This window comes from Streptomyces sp. NBC_01520 (assembly GCF_045040375.1).
In the GTDB taxonomy this organism is placed as follows: Bacteria; Actinomycetota; Actinomycetes; order Streptomycetales; family Streptomycetaceae; genus Streptomyces.
The window spans coordinates 487,693-513,991 of record NZ_CP109404.1 but is presented as its reverse complement, the minus strand read 5'-3'; the positions used below and the strand labels follow the sequence as shown (position 1 = coordinate 513,991).

The following is a 26,299-nucleotide window of genomic DNA, read 5'->3' as shown; positions in this document are numbered from 1 at the left end:
CTGGGGAACGGCGCGGGTACTTCTCGCGCACGGAAACGGGGGACTTCGACGTGGGCGTGCATTCAGCGCATTCGGGTGCGGGGCCGGCCGATTCGGGCGGGCACCTGCGGATCGACCTGCTCGGGCCGGTCAGGGCAAGCCGAGACGAAGTGCCGCTCGCACTCGGACCGCTACGCCGGCAGGCGGTCCTGGCGGCCCTGATCCTGCGCGCACCGGCCTTAGTGACGTACCGGCAACTCCTCGACGACGTATGGGGGACGGAACCCCCGGGCACGGGCCACCGGGTCCTGCCGAGCTACGTCTACTCCCTGCGCCGGGCACTGGACGGAGGGACGGGCACCGGGCCGGCCCCGTCGGTGATCGAGGGCGGACGCGGCGGCTACCGATTCGTGCCCGACGGGACGCGGACCGACCTCGCCGACCTCGCCGAGCACATCGCCCACGTCCGGCGCGCGAAGGCCGCCGGTGACCTCGACGCGGTGGTCGACCACGGCGGCCGAGCCCTGGAACTCCTCCGGGGAGAGCCGCTCGCCGGTCTGCCCGGGCCGCTCGCCGACACCGAACGTCAACGCCTCGCCCGGCAGCGGCGCACGGTGCACCAGGACCGGGTGGAGTGCCTGGTGCTGCTCGGGCGCCACCCGGAGGCGCTGGACGCCCTCATGGCGGCACCCCCGGCCCGGCCGCACGACGAACCGCTCGCCGCCCTGCGGATGCGCGCGCTGTACGGCAGCGGCCGACAGGCCGAGGCACTCGCCGTCTACCAGGAGACGCGGCGCGGACTCCTCGAAGAGCTGGGCATGGAACCCGGCGAGGAACTGCACCGCGTACACCAGGCGGTCCTGCGCCGGGACCACCAACTGCTGCTGGGTCCGGTGGCCTTCGACCCCGAGCGCGATCAGCCCGAGGACTCCCCGGCCGAACACGCCCCTCCCGGCGGGCCCGATCACGCCCCCCGTCGTCGCCGCCGGAACGACCTACCCGGCGACACCGCCTGCCTGGTCGGACGGGAGAGGGAACTCGCCCTCCTGACCGCCCCCGTCCCTCCGAACGCGGTGTCCGTGGTGGCCGTCGACGGCACGGCGGGCGTCGGCAAGACCGCCCTGGTGGTGCGCGCAGCCTGGGCACTCGGCGACGCCTACCCCGACGGCTGCCTGTTCGTGGACCTGCACACGCACGGCGCCGCCCACGAGGGCGTCACTCCGCAGCGGGCCCTGCGTCGGCTGCTGCGCGCGGTCCGCGACGGCGACGGCGAATTCCCGGACGCCGCGGACGACCTGGCGGACCTGGTCACGGCCTGGCGGGCGGCCACGAGCGGGCTGCGGCTGCTGCTCGTCGTCGACGACGCCCGCAGCGCCGAGCAGGTCCGTCCGCTCCTGCCCGCCGGACCGGGGAGCCGGGTCCTGGTGGCAGGCCGGCAGCGACTGCCCGGCCTCGACGCCGTCCTGCGGCTCACCGTGGAACCACTGGACACGGAAGACGCGGTCGGCCTGCTCCGTGAGCTCGTCGGGGAGTCCCGGGCGGACGACGAGCCCGACGCGGCACTCGACCTCGCCCGGCGCTGCGGCGGCCTGCCCCTCGCACTGCGCATCGCGAGCGCCCGGCTGCAGAACCGGCCGTCCTGGACCCTGTCCTTCCTGGCCGGCCGGATGTCCGACGACGCGCGCAGCCTCGGCGAGCTGCGGGCCGAGGACCGTAGCGTGGAGGCCGCCTTCCGGATGTCGTACGACCAGCTCGCGCCCGAACTGCGGCGCGGCTTCCGGGCGTCGGGGCTGGCACCGACCGCCCGCTTCGACGGCCTCACCCTCGCCGCCATGCTGGGCGACTCCCGTGAGGACGCCGAGGATCTCCTGGAAGGCCTGGTCGACGCGAGTCTGCTGCAGCAGCCGAATCCCGGCCGCTACAGGATGCACGATCTCGTACGGGCGCACGCGCGACGGCTCGCCGCCGACGTGCCCGAGGAGGCCGCCGCGGACCGTACCGCCGTGCTGAGCCTCTACACGTCCGCGGGTCGCCTCGCCGGCGACTGGGGGCCCGTGGCGTTCCCGGCCGGCGCCGACACCACCGGTTCTCCCTTCCCCAGCTGGCGGGAGGCCTCGGCCTGGCTGAACGCGGCCGGCGGCGAACTGGTGGACGTGGTGGCGTACGCGGCCACCGCCGGCCGGTTCGACGACGCCTGCCGGCTCGCCGAAGCGCTGGTCGACCACCTGGGCCGGCAGGGGCACCACCACGAGTGCCGGGCGGCCCTGGACCTCGCGCTGCCGTGCGCGGACCTGGCCGCCGACCGGCGGATGCCCTCCGCGCTGCGCAACTGCATGGGCATGGTCGACATCTACCAGGGGCGGTTCCGGCAGGCGCACACCTGGTTCACCGAAGCGCTGCGCCACAACTGCGCACCGGGCGATCCGCGGGAGCGGGCACGGGCGATCACCGGAATGGGCACCGCGGAGTGGATGCTGGGCGACATCGAGGACGCGGTGGCCCACCTGCGCGAGGCGGTGGAACTGGCGGAGCGGCTCGACGACGACTGGCTGACCGGGATAGCCACCCTCAACCTGGGCGCGATCCGTTCCCGGCAAGGGCAGCACGAGCAGGCCCTCGATCACTACCTCACCGCCCTCACCATCGCCGAGAAGAGCGAACGGCCCAGGACGATCGGCAACGCCCTGTGCTTCACCGCCGACGCCCTCCTGGCACTCCGCCGCCACGCGGAGGCGACCGACCTGCTGCGGCGAGCGGCCGGACTGGCCGCCGAGGCCGGGGACCCGCCCCTGCGGGCCGCGACCCTGTCCAGGCTCGCCACGGCGGAACACCTCCAGGGCCGGCTGGACTCCGCCGTCGACACCCACCACGCGGCCCTGGCCACGCTCACCCGGCACACGAGCACCTGGCTGGAGATGGAGGTACGCACCCGGCTCGGCAGCACCTACGCGGCGGCGGGCCGTCACACCGAGGCACGGCAGGAGTTCCGCTCCGCCCTCTCGCTGCCCGGAGCCGGTGACCACCCCCGGCAGTACGCCATGGCACGCGACGGTCTGAACGACACCGGAGCCGGCCGCCCGGCCGGGGAGAACACCTGACGGGGCATGTCTCCGCCGCCGTACGCAGCCGTGCGGCGGCGGGCCGCCGTACGGCGACACGGCCGAACGGACCGGGGCCGAACGGCCCTGTCCGGGGCGGGCCTTATCCGGATTCACTACGCGTATCGCATGCCGCGGACCGGCCCGACGGCGGCAACATGGCCCGCCCGCGGCATGCGACGCGTTTCGCCGGACGGCGGACCGCGGACGTGCGGAAGGAGAACACGGTGATCGCGGTCGTCGGGCACAGAGACCTCAGCGGCAGGACCCTGGAACTGGTGGAGGCCGAACTGAGGGCGCGGCTCGGCCGTCTCGCCGAAGGCGCGGCCGCCCTCGTGCGCGCGGGTGCGGGCCTGCCCCTGGTGTTCGGGCGGGCCGCCCGGGAGACAGGCCGGAAGCTGACCGTGCTGCTGCCCGCCCAGGGCACGCTGCCCGCGGACCTGCCGGAGCCGGACCGCAGGGCCGCGGGCGAACTGCTGGTGCTGGCCGAGCACGTACAACTGCTGGGCTTCGACCCGGCGGACCGTGACGCCTGCGTCAGCGCCGACGAGAGCCTGGTCAGGGCGAGCCGGACCGTGTTCGCCGTGTGGGACGGTTCGCTCTCCAACGGCCGGGACGCCACCGCCCACCTGGTCGCCTTCGCCCGCACACGGGGGATCCAGGTCGAGATCGGCTGGCCCGAGGGCTCCGTACGGGGGCGGGCGTGACAGCGGTGCGGCAGGCGCCGGTGAAGGCAGTGGCCCCCGGACGCGGCGGCCCCGACCCCCACACGTACGTCGGGGCACACCGGGGGCTCGGCCTGCTGCTCGTGATCACGGCCCGTCCTCGGGCTGCTGGGATCCTTCGTGATCACCGTGGACAAGTTCGAACTGCTCGCCGATCCCGGCTTCGTCCCCGCCTGCTCCCTCAACCCCGTGCTGTCGTGCACGGATGTGATGCGCAGCGAACAGGCATCGGTGTTCGGCTTCCCCAACCCGCTCATCGGCCTGATCGCCTTCGGGGTCGTGCTCGGGGCCGGTGCGGGCCTGCTGGCGGGAGCGCGCTACCGGCCCTGGTACTGGCTGGGGCTGAACCTCGGCACGCTGGCAGGCGCCGCCTTCTGCATGTGGCTGATGACGCAGGCGCTGTACGACATAGGCGCGTTGTGCCTGTGGTGCGTGCTCGTGTGGGTGGCCACCGTCCTCATGTTCTGGCACACCACCCTGCACAATCTGCGCCACGGGGTGCTGCGGGCACCGCGGGCCCTGGTGGCGGCCGCACCGGAGTTCCCGCTGGTGGTGCCGGTGACCTGGTGTCTCGCCATCGCCCTGCTGATCCTCATCCGGTTCCGGACGTACTGGCAGACGCTCCTGTGACGTCCACGACCCCGGAGGCGTCCTGGTGGACCTGCGCAGCCGGCAACCCGGCGGCGGCCAGGCAGGCCGCCACGGTCAGTGCGGGCTCGGCCATGGGCGCCTCGGGGGCCAGAGCCACGAAGGCGTGCGGGGGTACGGGGCCCGGATACGGCGCGAGCACCTCGTCAAGGACCCGCAGCACGCCTCCCGCCGCGTGTACCGCCGGACGGGTCGGCAGGACGGTCAGCCACGGCCGGCCCCGCCGGAACGCCTCCAGGCCGGCCGTGTCGTACACGCCCGTGCCCGAACCGAACTCCTCCGGGGCGCCGGTCTCCAGCAGCAGCCACACCCGCGTCCGGGGCGTGGCGGCGGCGTCGATCTCCTGGAGCAGCGCCTTCATCGGGGCCCAGCCCGTACCGGAGGCGATCAGCAGGACGCCGGAGGGCAGCGCCCCGCCTGGCAGCGTCAGACCGCCGCGCGGAGTGCCGAGCCGCAGGGTGTCGCCCGTCCGTGTCCCGTGCACGAGCGCGTCACTCACCCCTCCGGCACGGCCGGCCCGCACATGGAACTCGAGTTCGCCGTCGGCGTGCGGGGCCCGCGCCAGGTAGTACGGGCGCCAGGCCTGCTCCAGCAACGGCGTCTCCACCGAGGCGTACTGTCCGGCACGGAAGGAGTAGGGCTGGTGCGGCCGTACCCGCAGGACGGCGAGACCGGGGGTGCGGAGCTCATGGGCCGTCACCGTCGCCTCCCAGCTGGAGGGTTCCGCTATCGCGTCGTTCTCGCCCCGGACCATGGAGGAGACCGCGAGCCGCAGCATCCGCAGCCAGGCGTCCTCCAGCGGCACGGTCCAACGGGCCCCCGCACGTGCGCGCAGCGCCTCGACGAGCGCCCCCTCGAACGCGGCGAAATGCGCCGGGCGCACACCGAGCTTCCGGTGGTCGCGCCCCAACTGCGCGAAACGCTCGGCCACCGCGTCCGCGCGGTGCAGATTCCCGATCAGGTACCGGAAGGCGGACGCCAGATGCGCCTGCTGGAACGCCATCGACTCGGGGAACAGCGACCGCAGATACGGATGCCGGTCGAACAGCACCCGGTACAGATCCGCGATCAGTTCCTCCAACGGGCCCACCGACGGCAGGAACTCACCGATCAGTGACTGGTCCGCCGTACCGTCGTACGGCTGCGGGGCGGCGAGGCGCCGGGCACCACCGGTGCTGCCCTCCGGCCTCAGGATGCGCCGTCGCAGCCGCATCGCGTCATGCCGGGCGAGCAGTGCGTGGTAGTCCTCGCTCGGGGTGTTCATGGGCAGGTGGCTCCTCGGGGACGGCACGGCGGGGTGCGGGACGTTCCCCGGCGGACGGACGCCGGCAGCGGAATCCCGCGGCGCGGTCGACACGTCCGACGGCCGGGGACGGCGGGACGGGCCTCGGCCGCACAAGGCGTCCGCGGCCTGCGGACGTGTCGGCGGCGCCAGTATGGCACTGCGTGCCTCCTGCTGACCGGCCCTGGTCACAGGGCCTTTCGGCCCCTTCCGTAAGGCGGTCCGGCATGCCTCGGCACCCTGTCGCGGACGCCTTCGCGAGCGACCGCATACTGGTGCGGTCCGCCCCGCTCCCCGACCGATCGAGCATCTGTGAACGACGATCCCGCACCGACCCCGACGAGCACGCCACCGGAACGGCCCGCCTCCCCGGTGCGCGTCTTCATCCTCGACGACCACGAGGTCGTTCGACGCGGCGTACGCGACCTGCTGGAGGCCGACGGCGGCATCGAGGTCGTCGGCGAGGCCTCCGACGCCCGGGAGGCGCTGGCCCGCGTACCGGCCGGACGGCCCCACGTCGCCGTGCTGGACGTACGGCTCGGCGGCGACACGGGCGGCGACCACGCCGGCATCGAGGTCTGCCGGGAACTGCGCGCCCGGATGCCCGGCCTGGCCTGCCTGATGCTGACGTCGTTCGACGACGACGAGGCACTGTTCGACGCCATCATGGCCGGAGCCGCGGGATATGTGCTGAAGCAGATCAACGGGGCCGACCTCGTCACCGCCGTGCACACGGTGGCGTCGGGCACGTCCATGCTGGACCCGCGCACGACCGCCCGCGTGATGGCGAGACTCCGAAGCCCCCGGAACCCGCCCGCCGCCGAGGCGTCCGAACTGGACAGGCTCACCCCTAGGGAACGTCAGATCCTGGATCTCATCGGCGAGGGGCTGACCAACCGGCAGATCGCCGAACGCCTCTTCCTGGCCGAGAAGACCGTCAAGAACCGCATCTCCGCGATCCTCGCCAAACTGGGCGTCGGCCGCCGCATCCAGGCCGCCATGCTCGCCCGCCGGATCCGGGAACGGCAGGGGCAGAACCTGTCCCGATGACGCTGACCCACCGCGGGCGGGCCGTGGGCGGACGGGGCGGCGGGTCAGTCGAGCGGAGCGCTCCAGCTGATCCGGGTGCCGCCGCCCACGGGCGCCTCGACGGTCAGGGTCCCGCCGCACAACTCGGCCCGCTCACGCATGTTGGCCAGACCGCCGCCGCGCCGCGCCCTGCGCACGTCGGTATCCGTGGCCGTGCCGGAAGCGGGTCCGTGCACGGACGCGGAGGCGGTGGCGGTCCGGGCGCCCGGACCGATGCCGTCGTCCGTGACCGTCAGAGACACCGACTCGTCGGCGGACAGCACGATGTCGATACGGCTCGCACCGGCATGGCGGGACGCGTTGGACACCGCCTCGGCGGCGACCGCCGCCACGTGCTCCGCCAGATCGTCCGGGACCACGGAGTCCACCGGCCCGTCGATCCGCACCGAGGGCCGGAAACCGAGGGCGCGGGCCGCCGTACGGGCCGTCTCCGCGATCCGGTGCCGTAGCCCCCCGTGGCTCGAACCGTCCGTCCGCAGATCGAAGATGGTGGACCGCACGATCCGTATCGTCGTGTCCAGGTCGTCGACCGCGCGTCTGACCCGCTCCGCCGCCTCCGGGCGGTCGGCGATGGCCCGGGTGGTGCTCTGCAGCGTCATCCCGGTCGCGAACAGACGCTGGATCGCCAGGTCGTGCAGATCGCGGGCGATCCGGTCCCGGTCGTGCATGACGGCGAGCTCCTCGGACCTCGCCTGCCCGCGCGCCAGTTCGAGGGCGATGGCGGCCTGGTCGGCGAAGCCGGAGACGAGCGACACCTCCGTGTCGTCGAACGAGGGACGGCCCACCGGGCGCCCCAGCCGCAACGCGCCCATGGCTCCCGAACCCACCCGCAGCGGCACGGCGACCACCGGCCCCAGGCCCTCCTCGGCACCGCCGCCGAGCGGGTGCGCCCGGGGATCCGTACGCACGTCGGCACAGTGCACCGGCGTGCCCGTACGGGCGGCGAGCCCGGCCAGTGACCCTGACGCGGGGAGGGACAGACCCCGTACCCGGTCGGCGTCCCGGCCGTGCGCCACGGCGACGGTGAGCCGGGCGAGGTCTGCCGGTCGCTCGGCTGCCTCCTGCCCGCAGAGCGCGTCCGGCCGGGAGTCCGCGTACGGCCGGGAGTCCGCGTCCGGACGCGGCGGGGGCAGCAGGACGGCGGCCCGGTCGGCCCCCGCGACCTCCATCGCCCGCTCGGCGACCAGGTGCAGCACCTCGTCGGCGTCCGTCCCCGAGAGCAGGGCGCGGGTGATCTCACCCAGCGCCTCCAGCCGCTGCTCCCGGCGGCGGCTCTCCTCGTACATCCGGGCGTTGTCGATGGCCACCCCCGCGGCGATCGACAGGGTGGTCAGCAGTGCCTCGTCGTCGGCGTCGAAGCTGTGCCCGCCGCGCTTCTCGGTGAGGTACAGATTGCCGAAGACCTGGTCACGCACCCGCACCGGGACACCGAGGAAGCTGTGCATCGGAGGGTGGTGGGGCGGGAAGCCGAAGCTGTGCGGATGGCTGCTCAGATCGGTGAGCCGCAGCGGTTCCGGATGGTGGATCAGCTCACCGAGGATGCCCCGCCCGCACGGTGTCTGCCCGATGCTGACGGTCAGATCGTCCGGCATGCCGACCGTCAGGAACTCCAGCAGTGTCCGGTCGTCCCCGACGATCCCGAGCGCCCCGTACTCCGCGTCCGTCAGCGTCACCGCCGCCTCCACGATGCCGCGCAGCACCTCCGGCAGCTCCAGCCCACGTCCCAGACTCATCACGGCGTCCAGCAGGCCGCGCATGCGGTCCGGCCGGCTGCCGGTACCCGCACCCGTGCCGGCGGGGGTGTCCCGGACGGGGCACCGGGATTCCGGGGCGGGGGAGGAGGCGCCGGGGGAGTGCCGCTCCGGGCATGCTGCTTCTGTCATCGGGGCGCGCTCTCCGGGTCCGTGCGGGTAGGCCGGGTCACCGGCTCACCGCGGGCTGGGACCGTTCCACGGGTGGTCAGTTTACGGCAGCTCCCGACGGCGGTGGCGCGGACGGACCCGGATGACCCTGGTGGATGAAGGCGGCCCAGGCCGTCAGCCGTTCCAGCTTCGGCCCCTTGTCCAGCTCGTCGAGGAGCTTGCCGGCGAGTGACCCCGGATTCCTGCGATGCGGGTCGAGCATCCACATCTGCGCGGCCCGCAGCGCGTCGACCGGACTGAGCCCGTCGACGGCCAGACAGTGGTGGAACACGCCCATCATCAGCGCCGATGCCGAGTCCCGGGTGGCCCACCGCGATCCGACCACGTCCCGCGCCCCGCTCGCCACGAAAGCGGTCGTCAGCGTCAGCGCCTCGTCGTGATCGCGTTTGCTCAGGTCCGTCTCACAGGCGCTGAGCACGACCAACGGCCCGTCGGCGGCCCCCTGCCCACCCGCCGAGCGGCTGAGCAGCCGGGAGACGGTCAGCGTGCCGGTGTCCGTCTCCCCGCGCTGCCCGTCCGAGTCCGGCGGCTGTCCCGACGGGCCGACGGGTGCCGCCAGTTGCAGCACGGACGCCGTCGGGCTGGTCCCGGCCGAGCCGTGGCACGCCAGGTGGACCAGCGACGGAGCACTGCCGAGTGCGTCGAGGAGATCGTCCGGAGTGCCGGCTCCCGCCAGTTCGGCAGGAGGTTCGTAGAACTCCCCGAACAGGCGCGCCCCGGGGTACAGGGACTGCTGGAGCGCCGCCACCTCCAGCTCCGCGTGCGTCAGGGTGATGGTGGGGTCGGCCAGCAGGACGGGGGAGGCGGCAGGGGCGCGCCGGGCGAGCCGGACCGTGTTCAGGAACTGGCGGCCGGACGCGGCGTAACTGATCACCATCGCCTGACAGACGTAGTCGTGCGGTGCCCCGGCCGGCAGGCGGGCCGCGTGCCAGGGGACGAGGCCGAGGCGGCCACAGGGCACCAGCACGATCCTCGGCGGGCCGGGACGGTCCCTCCGCCGGCTCCTGTTGGCGGCGAGCCGTTCGGCGACGCCGGACATCACCGGTGCGATCACCGCCCCCGTCGCCCAGGCGCACAACTCGGCGAGGGCGTCTTCCCACGCCTCCACGGCGGAGGGCTCCCCGGGCCGGTTCCCGTACTCGCCCGCGGCATCGACGTAACGCTCCAGGGGGCCGCTCTCCTCGCCGGACAGGAGCGGCAGGGCCCGGACTCCGGTGCCGGTGTCCGGGCCCACCACGATCGCCATGCCGGGCGTGGCCCCCTCGCCGGCGAGCAGATAGACCAGTGCGTCCGCCTCGGCCTCCGCCACCCCGGCCTTGAGTTCGTCGACCGTGGGGGTGTGGAACAGCACGCCGCCGGGCTCCCGGTGACCCAGCGCCTCCAGGGCGCGGCGACGCAGCGAGCTGGGCAGTGCGCGGGGCAGCACGTCGGGCTCCCCGCCGGCTCCGCCACCCTTCGCACGCCACGCCCGCGCGAGCTCGTGGTGGCCGCGCGCCTCCAGCAGATCGGGAACGGCCTGCGAGGTGGACGCGGCCTGCAGCACCAGGGCCCGGCCCAGCTCCAGCGCGGCCACACTGTCCTCGACCCGCCCCTCGGAGGCGGCCCAGACGGCGGCCCGCATGCCGCGGTCGGCCCCTGACCGGGCGGCCAGCAGGCCGTGATCGGGGCCGGACTGCAGGACGACGTCCCCGGCGAGCGCCTGCAGGGACTCCAGCGCAGACTCCGTGGCGGCGTCCCGGTCCGCCGTGTCCCCGGTGAGGCGCAGCCGGAGGCGGTGGTTCTCCGCGAGCTGCCACAGGGCGTCGGCGGCGACCTGCGGCCACCGGCCCTGCCGGACACGGTCGCGGACCTGCTCCAGCTCGTCGATGGCCGTGTCCAGGTCGGCGGGGTCATGGGTGACCGAGTGCCGGAGGGTCGCCGAGAGGGCGGAGAAGTAGCGGGTGTCCGTGGAGGCGTCGGGAGGCAGAGGAACACGCTCGGGCAGCAGGTCCGGGGTTTTTCCCGTCACGGCCCTGGCGGCCTGGAGCCCCTCCCGGGTCGCAGCGAGAAGCGACTCCGGGATGCCGAGGTCCCCCGCCGACACGTCCGTCAGCGCCTCTTCCTGTTGGGCCAGGCCCCGCATCAGCAGCTCGCTGTCGCGGGTGCGCCCGCCGAGCGAGGTGAGCGCGGTGCCCTGCGCGAGCAGCACCAGCGAGCGGAACGGGTGGCCGGCGGGGGTGGACTTCTCCAGCGCGTCGAGTTCGGCCACCAGGCCCAGGAGGTCCTCGCCGTTCTCCGCCTCCTCGGCCGCGCGCATCCGGGTGAGCAGATTACTCGCCCGCAGCCCGACGGCGAATTCGGCCGTGGCGGGATCGTCGGCAGCCAGCCGCTCGTAGTGCTCGTTGACCGACTTCGTGTGCTCGCGGGCGACGGTCCCGTCCACGCGGCTGCCGCCGAGCGGCTCACCCGTCTGCAGCACCAGCCGGATCACGTTCTGGACCTCGGAGGCCCGGCCGTGGCCGTCCGGCAGCTGGTCGAGATCGCCACCCAGCCGCTGGAGAAGCCGGCTGAGGGCCTCGGGATCCCCGGTCCGCAGGGCCTCCGAGGTGCCGAGCATCGCGGCGAGCCAGGCGCCGTTGACCGTGTTGTCGGCCTCCGGGTCCTGCTCCGCCTCCTGGGCGCAGGGCTGTGGTTCCGCGGCGTCCGGCAGGGCCGTCAGCAGGCCCAGCAGCATGCGCAGCTGCTCGGTGAACGGGAAGTTCGCGGGCAGCATGGTCAGCAGCTTCCCGGGATCGGAGAAGTCGCCCCGCGAGGCGTACGAGAGCATGTCCTGCATCTGCCCCAACTGTGCCTGGACATCCGGCGATATCGTCAGCTGCCGGGCCTCGGCGGCCAGCGCCGCGAGCTCCGCCGCCTCCGCCGGCCCCTCGTCGGGCCCGGCCTCCCTGGACCGGTCGAAGGCGGACCAGAAGTCCGGTGGCGCCCCGGCCGCCCCGCCCGGCGCCGGCCGTCCCGTCACCATCAGCAGGAACATCGCCGCCCACTGCCTGCCCTGCTCGGACACCGCCTCCCCGGCGGCGGTCGTCGGATCCCGGACCTCGTCCAGCAGGCCGAGGGCCTCGTCCCGGTCCTCGGGCGAGCCGTGCCCGGAGACGTGCCGTACGGCGAGCAGGGCCCCGAGCCCCAGGGTGACCCTGCCGAGCAGCGCCCGGTCGTGGTCCAGCAGGTGGCGCAACTGGGTGAGTTCGGCGACCGGACCGTCGAACTCCTCGGCGGACACGCTGCCGTTTCCCACCCGGTGGATCAACGCGCCCGCCCGTTCGGTCGCGCCGGCGGCCCAGAGCCGCAGTCCCCGGGCGCCGTCGCTCTCCTCGTCGCCCACCATGTGTCCACGCCCCGTCCGCCGCGGTCGAATGCTCCGGTCGTCGCTCCGAGGCCATAATGGCCGCGCGACCCCGCCCGCCGTGCGCGGTTCCCGGCAACTGCCCCTCGCGCAACCAGAACTCGCCCAGCGGGACCGGCCGGGGCGTCCGTGTGCCTGTCCGGCCGGCTGTCCGCCCGTCTGGCTGGTCGGCGACAGGGCGAACCCCGGGCGGGCTCCGGACCGGGGGTTCCCCGGCCCGGATTGGCCTGCTTCGCTGGTGGGGTGACGGAACGACGGACGGGGGCAACGTGGATGCCGGTTTGGCGACCGCTTCGGTGGTCGCGGTCGTCGGAGTGGCCGGGACTCTGCTGTCCGCGCTGCTGACCCAGCGCGCCGCCGACCGCAGCCGCCAACGGGAGCAGGAGCGTGCCGAGGAGCTGTGGATGAGGCGCAGCGAGGCACAGGAGCTGCGGGCCTGCTACGTGGCGCTCAACACCGCCGCCCGGCACTACCTCGCCGCGCTCACCGACCAGTTGCACGCGCTGGGCCGTGACACCGACCTGCCGGTCGTCCGGCCGAGGCTCACCGAGGCACGCGACCAGCACCGGGAGGTGTACGCGGAGGCCCAGATGCGGCTGCCGGAGCGGGTACTCGGCCACGCGGGCGATGTCAGCCACGACCTCGGGGCCGTCTACGGCATGGTCCGGCGACTGGACGACGGCGCACGGCGACCGGGGGACTCGCCCGCCGCCGTCCAGGAGAGTGTCGACGCCCTGTGGGACCGACTGCGAGAGATGCGCTACGAGATGCGGGCCGATCTGGGCGACTCCCGGGCACAGTCCGGGCGTTGAGCGGGAGAAGCGCGGAAGTCGCCGCCACGCGCGCGACAGATCGGCATAGTGGAACGACTTCGAAGGCGGTCGGGATTTCGGGAGAGGCAGGGCGCCGGTGAGCCAGGAGGAGAGCGGTGGCATTCAAGGTCTGCGAGCCTGGGCCCGGGACGCCGCGGAGCGGGTGAAGCGGCTGATCGCCGGGCTGGGAGGCGGCGCGGTGCCCTCGGGTGCCCACGACGCCTCGGTCGCCGAACTCGAACAGCTGGCCCAACTGCTGGATCAAGAAGCTGACGTGCGCGGCTCGGTGGACGTATGGCTGGCCGGTGCTCTCACCATGCGGCATGCCGAAGGGAAAGGCGCACCGGCGGACCGGGTCCGGGCCGAGAAGCTGTTGCGGGACGCCAGGGACCGTACGACGCCGTCGGGTGCGACGGTGAGCGAGGAGGACCGGCGGTGGGCGGCGCTGTTCCTGCTGACGCACGTCTCGCCGATCCAGCCGCAACAGGGCGCAGCCGGCGGTGCGCCGGATCTGTCGGCGTTCCTCGACTGGGCCACGCGGACGGGTCCCGCGGGGATGACGACCGTGGTGCTCGAGATCAAGGCACTGATGGCGGACGTGGTGGAACTCCCGCTGCCCCACGACTTCCTGCGGCAGCTGCGTCAGTTCGAGGACCTGCTCTCGGCCCCCACCGGGCCGGGACTCTCCGACCTGCTGACGGGGATGATGCCGGCCGGCTCGGTGTTCACGGACCAGCTGAGGCGGGTGACGGACCGGATCTCCACAACGGCCGGGACTCCCACGGTCGAGCGCGCGGACGTGCCCGGAGCCGTCGAGGCCCCGGACCCCGCACCCTCCCCGGACCCCGAACCCTCCCAGGAGCAGGAACAGACGTCGGCATCGGCTCCGGAACCGGCTCCGGAGAAGGGTCGGAAACCGAAACTCACGCCCGACGACCTCCGCCACATGGTCACGGCCATGGACGCCGTCCACGCGACCACCACGGGGCTCGACGACGTCCTGAAGAGCGGCGACCCCGAGGCGCTCAACGAGCTGCTCGGCAGGCTGCGTTCGGTGCAGGACCTGCCGCTGGTGGGGGAGAACTCCGCCTCCGCCCTGGAATCCCTGCGGGCGCTTCTGCTCGCCGTCAGTCCGGGCGTGGGCGGCACCTTCCAGGACCGGTCGGCCGGCCGCGCCCGGATGGACACGATCGTCGGCCACATGGAGAAGATCGCCGGATCGTTGCCCCCGGAGTTGGGCGACCCGACCATCCTCGGCCGCGTACTGGAGCTCTACAGCAAGGTCCTGGAAGCCGGGGAATCGGAGGACACCGAGGCACTTCGGGGCCTGGTGACCGAGGCCGAAACCCTCGACAGGAGTGTCCCCGAAGGGCAGCCGTTCCGGTTTCTGGCCGACTGGGCCCTGGGCGCGGCCTACGGGAGGCTCGGCGCGGTGACCCGGGACAAGGACATGCTCCTGCGGTCCCTGCCCTTCCTCGAGAAGGGGGCGGCAGGTGCCGAGGCGAGCGGCCTCCCGCTCGGCGACACGTCGCCCCTGCCGAAGATGCCGGACTTCGACCTGCTGCGCGCCGGTCTCACCGGTGAGCCGGTCCCGGTCCCCGACCATGTCCCCCCGCCCCCGGGAGCCTCGGCCGACGAGCTCTACCGGTCGACGCTCTCCTTGAGCCTGCGCGTCGGCCTGGACCGCGACCCCGCCGTCCTCGACGTCCTCATCGGCGAACTGGAACGACTCAGGGACGAGGTACGGCAGGGACGGGCGCCGCGGATCGCGGCCGACGCGTTGTGGCAGCTCGCCGAGGCGTACCACCTGCGCAGGATCCTCAAGGAGGACACGGGGGACACCGCCTCGCTGGAGGCCGTCAAGGAGGCCCTGGTGGCCCTCGCGGCCGACGTCCTCCTCCAGACCGGCGCCGAGCACGGGCTGCTGGCAGCCCGTGCCGGGGCGAGCCGGGGGGTACGGGCCGCCCGGTGGGCGGCCTCGCACGGGAAGCTGCACGAAGCCGTGGCCGCACTCGAACTGGGCCGGGCCCTGGTACTGCAGGCGGCGTCCACCTCCTCGGCCGTGCCCGAGCTCCTCGAAACGGCCGGGCGCGGTGACCTCGCCGAAGCCTGGCGGGCGGCCGAGTCGCGCCGGCCCCCCGAGTCGCCGCAGACACCCGTGCCCCCGGGCCCCGGGCCGGCCGACCCGGGGGAGGCGCCCGGCATGCTGCCGAGCACCCTGCGACGGCAGGCCCTCGACGCCCTCGGCTACCGCGGGGAGGGCGGCCTGCTCGGCACCCCCACCCTGAGCGAACTGGCGGACGGGGTCGCGGAAGCGGGCGCGGACGCCCTCCTCTACCTGGTTCCCGGCGAGGACGAGGAGCCGGGCCTGGTCCTCGTGGTGGCCCCGGAACTCGGGGCCGCCGTGGGCGCACTGCCGTTGCTGTCCGGCAGCGGGAGCGGCCCGCTGGAGCGGTACCTCGACGCGGCGGCGCTCCCACAGGAACAGCCCGGCGACGAATCGGCCGCGAAGGCCTGGGAGGAGGCTCTCGAGGTCATGTGCGACTGGGCCTTCCAGGCGCTGGCCCCCGTACTCGGCGGCATCGAGGACAGGCTCACCACCGACCGGGACTGGGACGACCAGCCACTCAGGGTCGTTCTGGTGCCCTGCGGGCGGCTCGGCGTCGTCCCCTGGCACGCCGCGCGCTTCCCGCCCGAGGCGGCCCACGACCACCTCTGCCGGACCACGGTGATCAGCTACGCGGCGTCCGGCAGCCAGTTCCTGCGTACGGTGCGCCGCGCGCCCCGCGACCCGGTGTCCGCCCCGGTGCTGGTGGCCGACCCGCTGATGGACCTGACGTACGCCGAGACCGAGGTCACCGCCCTGCGGGACGCCTTCTATCCGCAGGCCCGGCTGTGCGGCGAGCTCTACGACGCGCCCCCCGGGAAGCTGATGCCGGGCACCCCTGACGCCGTCCTCGGATACCTCGCCGACGGTGCCTCGCTGCTGCACGTGGTCTCGCACGGATCGGCGGGCACCCGCCCCACGGTCTCGGCCCTGGACCTCGCGCCCGCCGAGGGAGGCGGGACGGGCAAGCTGACCGTGACCCGCCTGCTCGACCATGAGGAGCGGCACGACTCGGCCGACGGGCCGTTGATCGTGCTGAGTGCCTGCCAGACCGACCTCAGCAAGCGCGACCACGACGAGGCACTGACGCTCACCACGGCGTTCGTCGCCGGCGGGGCACGGGACGTCGTGGGATCACGATGGCTGGCCCAGGACAGCGGGTCCGCCCTGCTGATGGCGGTGTTCCACCACTACCTGGTGGTCGACGGGTTGAGCCCCGGGGACGCCCTGAGAGCCGCGCAGCTGTGGATGCTGGACCCCTCCCGGGAGAACCCGGGCTCGCTCCGGGGCGAGCTCCTCAGGGAGATGCGACGACCGGGACTGGACCGGATCGGGCTCTGGGCCGCCTTCATCCACCAAGGACATCCCGGCCCGGGAACAGCGAGGAAAGGAGAAGGGACAGCATGAACGAGGAGGGCCGCGGCCAAGCCGCGGAGCGACTGCTCGCCCTGATCGGTGAGCACAGGACCACCATCCGCGAGGCGCTCGACGACGCGCAGCACGCGCTGCTGATCACCCGGCTGACCGCGCTCGCAGAAGCGCCGCCGGACGAGGACCGAGCGGTCCGCAGAGCACTCCAGGGCGTACGGCTCGCCGTACTGCCACTGCCGCTCGACCACCCGGTGCGCGTCGCGCTGGCCTCGGTGCGGCTCGTCGCCGCACCGCCCGGACCGGCGACCGTGGCGGACGCGCGGGCGCTGATGCACCTGCTGGCCGCCGCCCCGGCACCCGATCCGTTCGGCCCCGGCGGCGCACAGGACCCGCTGCTCCGGACGCCCGCCCTCTCGGCGGCCGAGGCGAGGGCCCGCTGCGGTGGCACGCCTCCACCCGAACTGATCAGACTGCCGGACCCCCGGGACGGCGACCGTTATCCGGATTTCCAGTTCCCCGCGGTCGGCGGCACCCCGCACGACGTCGTCCTGGAGGTCAACCGGCTGCTCCTGGCGGACATCGACCCCCGGGGCGCGGCGTCCTGGTGGCTCAGCGGCAACAGCTGGCTGGGCGGAACACCCGCGTCGCTCCTGGGACGGCGGCCCGATCACGAACTGGTCGGCGCCGCCACCACACTCGTGGAGGGGGAGTGATGAACGGCTTCTTCCCGATGATCACCTGGGAACTGCGCCCCCACCGTGAGGTGATCCCGGCCGGCACCGAGCTGTGGCGCGTGCACAAGTCGAGGTACGCGGCACATCAGTTCAACCCGACACTCGCGGACATCCACTTCGACGGGGGCCGCTTCGAAGGCACCCGGCTGGACCCATACCACAGCCTGTACGTGGCCGACACGGCCGTCACGGCCCTCGCGGAGAGCGTGCTGCGCTCCCAGCCCTACGCGTCGTCGTCCGGAATGAGGGAGATCCCCTTCGCCACGGTGTCCGGACGGTCGTTGAGCGTGCTGCGCACCACGCGTGAGCTGACCCTGGTCTCGCTGATCGAGGAGAAGGACCTGGCAGCCGTCCGGCAGAACTCGACCCTCCTGGAGGACGAGCGCAACTACGCGAAGTCACGGCGCTGGGCCAGTGAGATCCGCGCCCAGGCCCCCGACGCGATGGGCCTGATCTGGCAGTCCCGGCGTGACCGCCCCCGGAACGCCATGGTCCTCTTCCAGGACCGCTGCGAGGACCAGGAAGGCACGCCGCTGGAGGTGCTGCCGGAACGGGGCATCACCGATCTCGGCTCCAAGGAGGGGGTCGCGCAGGCCGACAAGCTTCTCGAACCGCTGTGGGCGGAGATCTCGAAGCCCGTGGGGTGGTGACGCGCGGCCGGGCGGTCCTGCCCTCGGCTTGTCCGTCCATGAAGAGTGGTGCCATGGTGGTCGCATGGCATCCTCCAACCTTGACTACGGGTCAGTTCTGCCTGAACTGAAGGAAGTTCGCCGCACGGGACTGGTCCGGCTGCGAGGGCGCGCGCTGCCCGCGCTGGAGTCGGCCGCCGAGGCGGTGACCGCGGTCACCGCCCGGACGCCGGGCGCGGCCGTGGAGGCACTGCTGCGCCTCGCCGTGTCGCGCCTGGACGCGGGGACGCTGCGCATCGCCGCCGAGTACACGCTGGGCCTGGCACAGGGCACCAAGGACTGGCCCGCGTCCTCCCGCCGGGCCAGGGCGGCCTCGGTGTACGGGGTGAGTGTCGAGCGCTTCCGCAAGGACCACGAGGTGATGGTCCTCGGCCAGATCGCCGAACACATCGTGCGGCTGCTGGCGGAGGAGACCGAGGCGCCGACCGGTGCCGTGGGGGACGGGTGGGGCGCCGGAACCCATCGGACCGTGGAGGCCTGGGCCGGTGACCGGCCCGTCAGGTTCAGCGTCCATGTCCACCCCGTGGACATGCTGCGTGACGTGGACGTGGTCGTCTCCCCGTCCAACGTCCATCTCGCGCTGCCCGAGCCCTACAAGGCGTCGATCGCCGCGTCGCTGCGCCGCGCGGCCTCCGTGCGCGGTGTGACGGGGGCGGTACTGGAGGACCCGCTCCCCCAGGAGCTGCGCGAGTGGGCGGTACGGCACGGCACTTCGGGGCGCGCGGTGCTGCCCGGCACCGTGGCGGCCACCGGATCCGGAGCCCTGGCCGGACAGGGGGTGCGGCGGATCTACCACGCGGCGATCGCCGTCCCCCGGGCCGGAACGAACGACTACAACGTGCTGCCGGCCGACGTGACCCGGTCGGTGTCCCGGGCGCTGGCCGTGCTCGCGGAGGAGAGCGACCGCCATACTCCGCCGCTGCGCTCGGTGTGTTTCCCGCTGCTCGGCTCGGGGCGCGGAGGGCTGTCCTACCAGGTCAGCCTGGCCGCCGTATGGGCCGCCGTGGAGGCGGAGTTGGCCGGCGGGGCGCGCTGGGACGTCCACTTCGTGGTGCGTACCGCCGAAGCGGCCGAACTCGTCGAGCGCATCGCGGCCGGAATTCGACCGGTCCGCGACCGGCGGCCGACCGGCTGATCCGCTGGAATGGAAGGGCGCCTCGGTCTGCGCGCGGGAGCTCACGGGGGCACGGGGGGCGCAGACCGAGGTGTCCTGGACATCTACTGACAATCAATTTCTTCTGTGGCCCGCGCAGTTGACGCGGCGTCACCTACCTTGGGCGCATGAGTGGCGGGATGGATGAATGGGGTCATGGGGCAGCGGGCCGGATCGTCACCTGGCCGGCTCCCGATGCGTACGTACTGGTCGAAGGCGTGCTGCTGCGCATGCTTCCGGACCCCCCGGGGATGCCACCGGGAACGGAGGTCGTCGTGCGCTACGACGCGGCACGGCAGGGACTTGTCGCGTTCGACGCGGCATGGCAGGGGCACGGAGCGTCCGACGCGGCACGGCAGGAGCACGGAGCGTCCGAGGCGGCAGAGGATGAGTGAGTACGGCTTCGGCCTCGCGGAGGGTTACGACGAACGGCAGCCCGTCGTCCTGCTCCTCGACACGTCGGCCTCCATGGGCCGGCCGGTCGGGAGCCCCCGGATCGACGAGCTCAACGAGGCACTGGTCCGCTGGTTCGACGGGGTGCGGGCGGAACCGAGACTGCGCGCGCGGGTGGAGGTCTGCCTGATCACCTTCGACTCCCACGTGAGGGTCTTCGACCCGGCCCGGGAGCTGTTGGTGCCGGTCGAGGAAGCCGCGCCGGACCGGCTCTTCGTGCCCGTGGACACGATGCGCCCGCCCCGGCTCGAGGCATCCGGGCTCACCCGGATGACGGAGGCCGTCGAGACGGCGCTCGATCTGGCCAGGGCGCGGCACCAGGCCCTGCAGGCCGCACAGGTCCAGGTGCGCCGGCCGTTCCTGTGGGTCCTGACGGACGGGGCGCCGAGCGACGGGAACGGGGATCGGATGGACCCCGCAGCCCTGGCCGGTACGGCGGCGAAGGTGCGCAGGGGCGAGGAACGGGGCGAGTGCGTACTGCAGGCGATCGGGGTGCGGGGCGCCGACCTGGAACTGCTGCGCGTCCTCGCGCCCAAGGGTGCGCTGATGCTGGAAGGGCTCGACTTCGGACAGATCCTCGATCTGCTGTTCCAGAGCTCGGACCGGATCGGGGCGGTTCAGGCCGCCGACGAGATCCACGGACAGGTGGCCGGTCTCGTGGAGCGGCAGCGGCGCCTGCGCCTGCTCGAGGAGAGACACCAGTGATCATCGCCGGGGCCGTCGTCCAGGGGACCGGGCACCTGGCCGCGGGACTGGGGTGCCAGGACGCCTTCAAGGCGGTCGATCTGGGCGCGACGGCGGTGCTCGCCGTCGCGGACGGCGCCGGAGGCCGCGAACGCAGCGCCCTCGGCGCGCACATCGCCGTGGACACGGCCTGCCGGGTCCTGGCCGAGGACATACCCGACGCGGACGACCCCCCGGAGGTGTGGACCCGGTGGACCGTCGCGGGAGGTGCCCGGGTGGTCGCGGACTATCTGCGGGCCGTCGAGGGCGTTCTGAAGGCGACCGCCCCGTCGGAGCCGGTGGAGGCCGGTGCGCTGGCCGCCACGATGGTCGCTGCGGTCGTACGGCCACCGTGGGCGGCCTTCGTCTCGGTCGGCGACTGCTTCGGCACGGTGCTGACCCGCGGACCCGCCGGGACCGGGAACGCGCAGCGGGAGGGCGAGCGATGCCACCTGGTCCTGCCGCCGCCCGCCCCCGGAACGCCGGGACCGGTCTTCCTCTCCTCGCCCGGAGCCGCCCTGCGGGTGCGGACGTTCGTGGTGTGGGAGCCGGAACTCAGCGGGGTCGTCCTCGCCACGGACGGCTGCGCGGCGCTGACCCTCGATCACCCCTCCGCCCGCGAACTGCCACCACAGGCAGGCCCGTTGCCGTCCGAACGCTTCTTCTGCGGGCTCGCCGCGACGCTCCGCGCGAACGGTGGCGACGCCGCACCCCTGCGTGCCCTGCTCTCCGGACCGCAGGCGGCACGGACCGGCGACGACCTGACCGTGCTCTGCGCCCTGACGGAGGGAAGCTGACGGTGGCCCTCACTGTGATGTCGGAGAACGGACGCGCTTGGTCCCTCACCGAGCGGATCGGCAGCGGCTCCGAAGGCGTCGTGTACGCCGTCGACGAGGCACGCCCCCTGGTCGCCAAGCTCGTCCCCGAGCCGCCCGACCCGCAGGCCTACCGCCGCCGCATCGCCCGCCTGGTCCGGCAGCGCCGCGAGCCGCGCACCGTCCGGCTGCTCTCCGCGACCCCGGCCAGGGTCGCCTGGCCGATGATCGGGGTACGGGCGGGGAGCCAGGGCGCCGACGGGATCGACGGCTATGTGATGACCGACATGCGTCACGCCCACCAGCCGTTCGTGCACCTGCTGACGCCGGACGCCCGCCGTGTGCTCCTGCCCCGGGCGACCTGGGCCACCGGACTCGCCGCGGCGCTCTCACTGGCCCGCCTCCTCGCCGACCTGCACACCGAGGGCTATGTGGTGGGCGACCTCAAGCCGGACAACCTCTGGGTCGACGCGGACGGCGGGGTCGGCATCGCGGACGTGGACTCCTGGCAGTTCACGGACGGCGGCGAGACGTTCCCCGGACGGATGGGTTCCCCGGGCTACACGGCCCCCGAACGGATCGGCGCACCCGCCGGCACCGCTCCGGACGCGGCCTCGGACGACTTCGTGCTCGCCGTGCTGGTCCACCAGCTGCTGATGTGCGGACTCCACCCCTTCGCCGGACATCCCGCGGACGGCGCCGACTACCTCTCGTACGACGACAACATCCTGCACGGCCGGTGCCGCCTGCTCGACCGGGCCTCGGTGGTCCTGCCCAGGTCGGCGCCGCCCGCCGACCTGCTGCCGCGACGGATCGGGGACCTCCTCAGGGCCGCCTTCGGCGGGGTGAGGCCCACCGCGGCGGCCTGGGCCGGGGCGCTGGCGGCGGAGTCGGCTCCCGGGCGGCTGAGGACCTGCGGGACGAACCCCCTGCACACGCACACGGTGGAACGGCCGTGGTGCCCCTGGTGCGACCTGGCCGAACGTGCCGCCGACAGCTGTCCGGCCCGGCCCGCACCCCACCGGCGCGACGGGACGAAGGACGTGAAGGACGTGAAGGAGAACTCCGTGGAGGAGAACGCCGCATGGCAGAGCTGACCCTTCTCTCGGTGGCCAGGAGGCTGGACCGTTGTACCGTCCTGGGCCCGGGATCCCGAGCGGTGATCTGGGTGCAGGGCTGCCCGCTGCGCTGCCGGGGCTGCGTGGCCGCGGAGACGCTGCCGTTCGAGGGCGGAACCACCCACACCGTGGCCGAACTCGCCGACTGGCTCTGCGGGTTGCCCGACGTGGAGGGCGTCACCCTGTCCGGCGGAGAGCCCTTCAGCCAGGCGGCCGGCCTGGCCGAACTGCTCGACACCGTCCGTACCCGCCGCCCCGACTTCAGCGCGATGGCGTACTCCGGGTTCCGGCACGAGGCACTGCGCAGGGGCGGCCCGGAGCGCCTCGCGCTGTTGCGACGCCTCGACCTGCTCGTCGACGGCCCGTACGTGGCGTCACTGCACGGCGGGCTGCGTTGGCGGGGTTCGTCCAACCAGCGCATCGTCGCCCTCACCGACCGCTACGCCTCCACGGCGACCGAGCCGGACATCAGCGCCGGCGTCGAACTGTCCGTGGAGGCCGACGGATCACTCTCCTGGGCGGGGGTGCCCCCCGCTCCCGGCTTCCGGGAGGGGTTCGAGCGACAACTCGCGGCGCGGGGCTTCGTGCTGCACACCGAAGCACGGAGGGAATCATGAGCGGATCACCGAAGTACGCCACGGTCAGGGTCTCCCCCGCCTACGCGCGGCGCGAGGCGGAACGGCGCCGGGCCCAGGCGGCGGCACGCCAGCGGCGGGACGCCCAGCGCGCCAGGGAACGGGCCGAGCGCGCCGCCCGGCGGGCCGAGGAGATGGCGGCACGCAGGGAGAAGGCCCTGGCGGAGGCCGAGCGCAGGAAGACCGAGCTGGTGAACCGGCGGACGGCCGAACAGCAGGCCCACGTCTCCCGGATACGCCAGGAGCAGGCCGGTGCCGAGGCGCGCCGCCTTGCCGAAGTGCGGGACCTGCTGGCCCGGGCCGGCGGATCCGGCCCGGAAACGGCCCAGTTCGAGCAGCAGCTGGATGCCCTCCAGAGCAGGATCGACCGCGCGGAACAGATCGACGGGGCGATCGAGGAGCTGCGCGGCCGGGTCGTCCTGCTGAGCGGCGGCGGGGAAGCCCCCGGGCGGGGCGCAGACCACGGCGCCGTCCTGGCCGGACTGGAGGCGAGGCTCGCCGGGATCGGGCCGGACGCCGGGCAGCACGACCCGGACGGGCACAAGCGCTGCGTCGACCTGCTCGGTGAACTGCGTGCCGCGGCGGGCCCCGGCGCGGAGACCCGCTTCCAGGCACTGCTCGGCACGGTGGAACACGCACTCACCCGGCTCGCTGCGACCGCGGCGCAGCGGGCGGCCGACGAGCAGCGGCAGGCACAACAGGCGTACGAGGCGCGGCGGCAGGCGGAGGAGCAGGCCGCCGAGGAGGAGGCCGCGCAGGCCGCGGCCCAGGAGGCGGAGCACGAACGGCTCGCGGCGGCGCTCGCCGAGGCGACGGACCGGCTGGGCGTCGTGCGCAGCTCCGCCCAAGCGGCGGCGGACGAGGCCCGCGAGCTCGCCGACCCCGAACTCGCCGAGCGGCTGGAGACGGCACTGAGCGCCGTCACCCGCCCGCTCGAGGCGCACGCGGCCGACGCCGCGCTCGCCGGGGTCGCCGCGCTGGAGGAGCTGCTGCCCGGCGCCGAACTCAGACTGGACGAGCTGCAGTTGGCCCTCACCCGGCGGATGGATCTCGCGCAGGCGCTGCAGGACGCCATGGTCGGCGAGGGCTTCGCGTTCGTCAGCGGCGAGGAGGAGGGCGAGCGCGTGGTGCTCAGCTTCGAACGCCCCGGCGGAGCGACGTACGAGACCACGATCGGCACGGACGACGGAGGTACCCCCGTCCTCGTCTATCACGTCGACGGCGAGCCCGACGTGACGCTGCGTCCCGAGCCGGGCGCCGCGGTCTGCGACACCACGGAAGAGCTCCTGGAACGGGTGCACGAAGCGATCGTCGAGCGGGACGGCTTCGTCCCCGACGAGCTCACCTGGCAGGGCAAACCGCCGTCGCGGCGCGCCGAGCCGCTGCCGGGCGCGGAGTGGAAGTGGACCCGGTGAGCACCGTCGAATGGTCCAAGCAGGCGAACGGGGTCGGTGGCACGGAGCGCCCCGGGCGTACGGACGGCCGGAGCTGGCCCGCGGGGGAGGGGCAACCGGCCGCCGCGGACGCCATGATGCCGCTGTGGGCCGTGTCCCTGGGCTGGGAGCTGCGCCGCGGACGCCAGGTGATCCTGAACGGACAGATCAGGGACCGCTGGTGGTTCGAGGACCGGCCCGCCTCCTTCCGGGCGGTGGTCGCCGGAATGCTGGAACTGCGCGGGGCGGAGGTCGTCGGCTGGTGGGACCCGGTGGACGGGCTCACCTTCCCGATCCCGGGCCACGCGGAGCGCTTCGACCGCCTGCGGGACGCGCGACCGCGGGAGGGAAACCGCGGCGAGGCGGCCGGCACGACGACGGCCGGGACGACGGCGGACGACGCTGGAGGACGGCCCTGGGAGCGACGGGGTGTGCCGGACGGATCCCAGGCCGGCCCGGCGGCGGAACGGCCCGGGGAGGGACAGGAACCCGCGGACCAGCCGCACGACGACGGGACCGGCGCGGCCCGCACCCGGCGCGGCGACGAGCGGCAACGGGGCCGGGAGCGCCTGCTCACCCCTCGGCCGTCGGGACGGCCCCGCTCCTTCGAGGACGTCGTCGCCGTCGTGCAGCGTCTCGTCTCCTCGCCGGACGCGGCCACCGCGTTCGTCTTCGAGGACGTCGACCACCACCTCCCGCCCGGCCGGCCCGAATCACACCTGGGCTACCTGCGGCTGCGCGCCGCGATGACGGACGCCGTGACCCCGCACTCCGCCACGGGCGGGGGACCGCACGCCCGCAACACCGTGCTGTGCGCGGTGGGCGACGTCGGGCGGCTGCCCGGCTGGTTCCACCTGGAGGACCCGAGGATCGCCACCCTGCACATCGGCCCGCCCGACCCGAGCGAGCGGCGGCTGTGGCTGGCCTGGCTGCAGCGGCACTTCAACGGGGCGCAGCACGCCTCACGCGCCGATCTCGAAGGCCTCGTGGGGGCCACCGACGGCATGGCGGGCTGGGACATCGAATCCCTGGCCAGGACTTCGTGGCTGCGCAACGCCCCCTTGCAGAAGCCGGACAAGCTGCTGGAGATGCACCGGCTCAACGTGAGCGTCGACCCGTGGACCCAGCTCGACCGGGAGACCGTCGCGCGCGCCGCCGACGTCCTCGGGAACCGGGTCGTCGGCCAGTCCACGGCCGTGGACGCCGTCGCGTCGGCCCTCCAGTCCGCCTTCGTCGGCGTCGACTTCGGCAACTCAGGGACCGCGCGCCCCCGGGGAGCCTTCTTCTTCGTGGGCCCCACGGGCGTCGGCAAGACCGAACTCGCCAAAGCCGTCGCCGAGATGATGTTCGGCGACCAGGGTGCCTACGCCCGCTTCGACATGAGCGAGTACCAGCAGGAGCACGCCGCCGAGCGCCTGGCCGGCGCGCCCCCGGGCTACATCGGCTACGAACAGGGCGGGGAGCTGACCCGCAGGGTGCAGGAACGGCCGTTCAGCGTGCTGCTCTTCGACGAGATCGAGAAGGCGCACCCCAAGGTGCTGGACAAGTTCCTTCAGGTCCTGGAGGACGGACGGCTCACCGACGGGCGGGGCCAGACCGCGTACTTCTCCCAGTGCCTGATCATCTTCACCTCCAACACGGGGGCGGATGCGCTGCAGAGCCTGCTGGAGGAACGCGACGAGCTCTCGTACGCCGAACTGGAGACGCACTTCACCCGGGCGGTGGAGGAGAAGTTCCGGCAGATCGGCAGGCCCGAGATCTACGGACGGCTCAAGCCCGGCGTGGTCGTCTTCGACATGCTGCGACGCGAGCACGTCGTCAGGATCGCCGACCGGCTGCTGGCGCAGCTCACCGAGTCGGTCCGCGAACGCCACCGGGTGGAGCTGGTTCCCGACGCGGACACCCTGCACCCGTGGATCAGCGAGCGGATGTCGGACCCCGAGCACCAGGCGTACGGCGGGCGGCAGATCCGCAACGAACTGGAGCAGGTGCGGACGGCCGTCGTCCGCCATCTGCTGGAGCACCGGCCGGCCCCGGGCGCCCGGCTCCGGGTGGGCGTGGGGCCCGAGGGCACGGTGCGGGTCACGGCCGACGGCACGGGCCCGTCCGTCGCGGAAGGGAGCGGGTGAAC

The 26,299-nt window shown here is 73.7% G+C and carries 19 protein-coding genes; 16 read left to right on the top strand and 3 right to left on the bottom strand.

Annotation, left to right across the window (positions count from 1 at the left end):
* Nucleotides 1-56 precede the first annotated feature (56 nt).
* From OG524_RS02215 to OG524_RS02205, 3 genes are all read left to right on the top strand, one after another.
* Entirely contained in the window at nt 57-3,077 is a 3,021-nt protein-coding gene (locus OG524_RS02215; protein ID WP_405808791.1) for an AfsR/SARP family transcriptional regulator, read from the top strand.
* Between the two features lie 227 nt (nt 3,078-3,304).
* Nucleotides 3,305-3,784, top strand: a complete 480-nt coding sequence (locus tag OG524_RS02210; protein WP_405393375.1) for a hypothetical protein — start codon at nt 3,305-3,307, stop codon at nt 3,782-3,784.
* 138 nt (nt 3,785-3,922) lie between these two features.
* The gene (locus tag OG524_RS02205) at nt 3,923-4,432 is read left to right on the top strand and encodes a vitamin K epoxide reductase family protein (protein ID WP_405392680.1); all 510 of its coding nucleotides are present in this window, start codon (nt 3,923-3,925) and stop codon (nt 4,430-4,432) included.
* Here the strand turns inward: OG524_RS02205 and OG524_RS02200 are convergent.
* Nucleotides 4,395-5,714 carry a globin domain-containing protein gene (locus OG524_RS02200; protein ID WP_405392681.1) on the bottom strand — a complete coding sequence of 440 codons (1,320 nt, stop codon included), beginning with the start codon at nt 5,712-5,714 and terminating at the stop codon, nt 4,395-4,397. The two genes, OG524_RS02205 and OG524_RS02200, sit on opposite strands and share 38 nt — an antisense overlap.
* 330 nt (nt 5,715-6,044) lie before the next feature.
* On the opposite strand from OG524_RS02200, the gene OG524_RS02195 reads away from it, so the two are divergent.
* The gene (locus OG524_RS02195) at nt 6,045-6,782 is read left to right on the top strand and encodes a response regulator (RefSeq protein WP_405392682.1); all 738 of its coding nucleotides are present in this window, start codon (nt 6,045-6,047) and stop codon (nt 6,780-6,782) included.
* Between the two features lie 44 nt (nt 6,783-6,826).
* On the opposite strand, the gene OG524_RS02190 is transcribed toward OG524_RS02195, so the two are convergent.
* Nucleotides 6,827-8,578, bottom strand: a complete 1,752-nt coding sequence (locus OG524_RS02190) for a GAF domain-containing protein (protein WP_405812413.1) — start codon at nt 8,576-8,578, stop codon at nt 6,827-6,829.
* Between the two features lie 202 nt (nt 8,579-8,780).
* The gene (locus OG524_RS02185; RefSeq protein WP_405808788.1) at nt 8,781-12,107 is read right to left on the bottom strand and encodes a CHAT domain-containing protein; all 3,327 of its coding nucleotides are present in this window, start codon (nt 12,105-12,107) and stop codon (nt 8,781-8,783) included.
* Nucleotides 12,108-12,406: 299 nt separating this feature from the next.
* Here OG524_RS02185 and OG524_RS02180 point away from each other — a divergent pair, with 299 nt between their 5' ends.
* The 12 genes from OG524_RS02180 to OG524_RS02125 all read left to right on the top strand — a co-directional run bounded on the left by OG524_RS02180 (nt 12,407) and on the right by OG524_RS02125 (nt 26,297).
* The gene (locus OG524_RS02180; RefSeq protein WP_405392684.1) at nt 12,407-12,937 is read left to right on the top strand and encodes a hypothetical protein; all 531 of its coding nucleotides are present in this window, start codon (nt 12,407-12,409) and stop codon (nt 12,935-12,937) included.
* Nucleotides 12,938-13,034: 97 nt separating this feature from the next.
* Nucleotides 13,035-16,451: a CHAT domain-containing protein gene (locus OG524_RS02175; RefSeq protein WP_405808786.1), complete on the top strand. Its 3,417-nt coding sequence runs from the start codon at nt 13,035-13,037 to the stop codon at nt 16,449-16,451.
* Nucleotides 16,448-17,128 carry a hypothetical protein gene (locus OG524_RS02170; protein ID WP_405392686.1) on the top strand — a complete coding sequence of 227 codons (681 nt, stop codon included), beginning with the start codon at nt 16,448-16,450 and terminating at the stop codon, nt 17,126-17,128. Before OG524_RS02175 ends, OG524_RS02170 begins: the two co-directional genes overlap by 4 nt.
* Nucleotides 17,128-17,799: an RES family NAD+ phosphorylase gene (locus OG524_RS02165; RefSeq protein WP_405392687.1), complete on the top strand. Its 672-nt coding sequence runs from the start codon at nt 17,128-17,130 to the stop codon at nt 17,797-17,799. Before OG524_RS02170 ends, OG524_RS02165 begins: the two co-directional genes overlap by 1 nt.
* A gap of 64 nt (nt 17,800-17,863) precedes the next feature.
* A complete protein-coding gene (locus OG524_RS02160) occupies nt 17,864-18,973 on the top strand; it encodes a hypothetical protein (RefSeq protein WP_405392688.1) in 1,110 nt (369 codons plus the stop codon).
* A 146-nt stretch (nt 18,974-19,119) separates the two neighbouring features.
* Complete coding sequence (locus OG524_RS02155) at nt 19,120-19,386, top strand: hypothetical protein (RefSeq protein ID WP_405392689.1); 267 nt, start codon at nt 19,120-19,122, stop codon at nt 19,384-19,386.
* A complete protein-coding gene (locus OG524_RS02150) occupies nt 19,379-20,149 on the top strand; it encodes a vWA domain-containing protein (RefSeq protein WP_405392690.1) in 771 nt (256 codons plus the stop codon). The genes OG524_RS02155 and OG524_RS02150 overlap by 8 nt, the downstream gene beginning before the upstream one ends.
* Entirely contained in the window at nt 20,146-20,964 is an 819-nt protein-coding gene (locus tag OG524_RS02145; protein WP_405808783.1) for a protein phosphatase 2C domain-containing protein, read from the top strand. Before OG524_RS02150 ends, OG524_RS02145 begins: the two co-directional genes overlap by 4 nt.
* A 2-nt stretch (nt 20,965-20,966) precedes the next feature.
* Nucleotides 20,967-22,079, top strand: coding sequence for a protein kinase domain-containing protein (locus OG524_RS02140; protein ID WP_405392692.1), 1,113 nt, complete (start codon nt 20,967-20,969; stop codon nt 22,077-22,079).
* Nucleotides 22,067-22,717 (top strand): 4Fe-4S single cluster domain-containing protein, encoded by a 651-nt coding sequence (locus OG524_RS02135; RefSeq protein ID WP_405808781.1) that lies wholly within the window; start codon nt 22,067-22,069, stop codon nt 22,715-22,717. Before OG524_RS02140 ends, OG524_RS02135 begins: the two co-directional genes overlap by 13 nt.
* Nucleotides 22,714-24,150, top strand: coding sequence for a hypothetical protein (locus tag OG524_RS02130; RefSeq protein WP_405808779.1), 1,437 nt, complete (start codon nt 22,714-22,716; stop codon nt 24,148-24,150). The genes OG524_RS02135 and OG524_RS02130 overlap by 4 nt, the downstream gene beginning before the upstream one ends.
* On the top strand, nt 24,147-26,297 hold the full coding sequence (locus OG524_RS02125; protein WP_405808777.1) for an AAA family ATPase: 2,151 nt from the start codon (nt 24,147-24,149) through the stop codon (nt 26,295-26,297). Before OG524_RS02130 ends, OG524_RS02125 begins: the two co-directional genes overlap by 4 nt.
* The last annotated feature ends 2 nt before the right edge of the window (nt 26,298-26,299 follow it).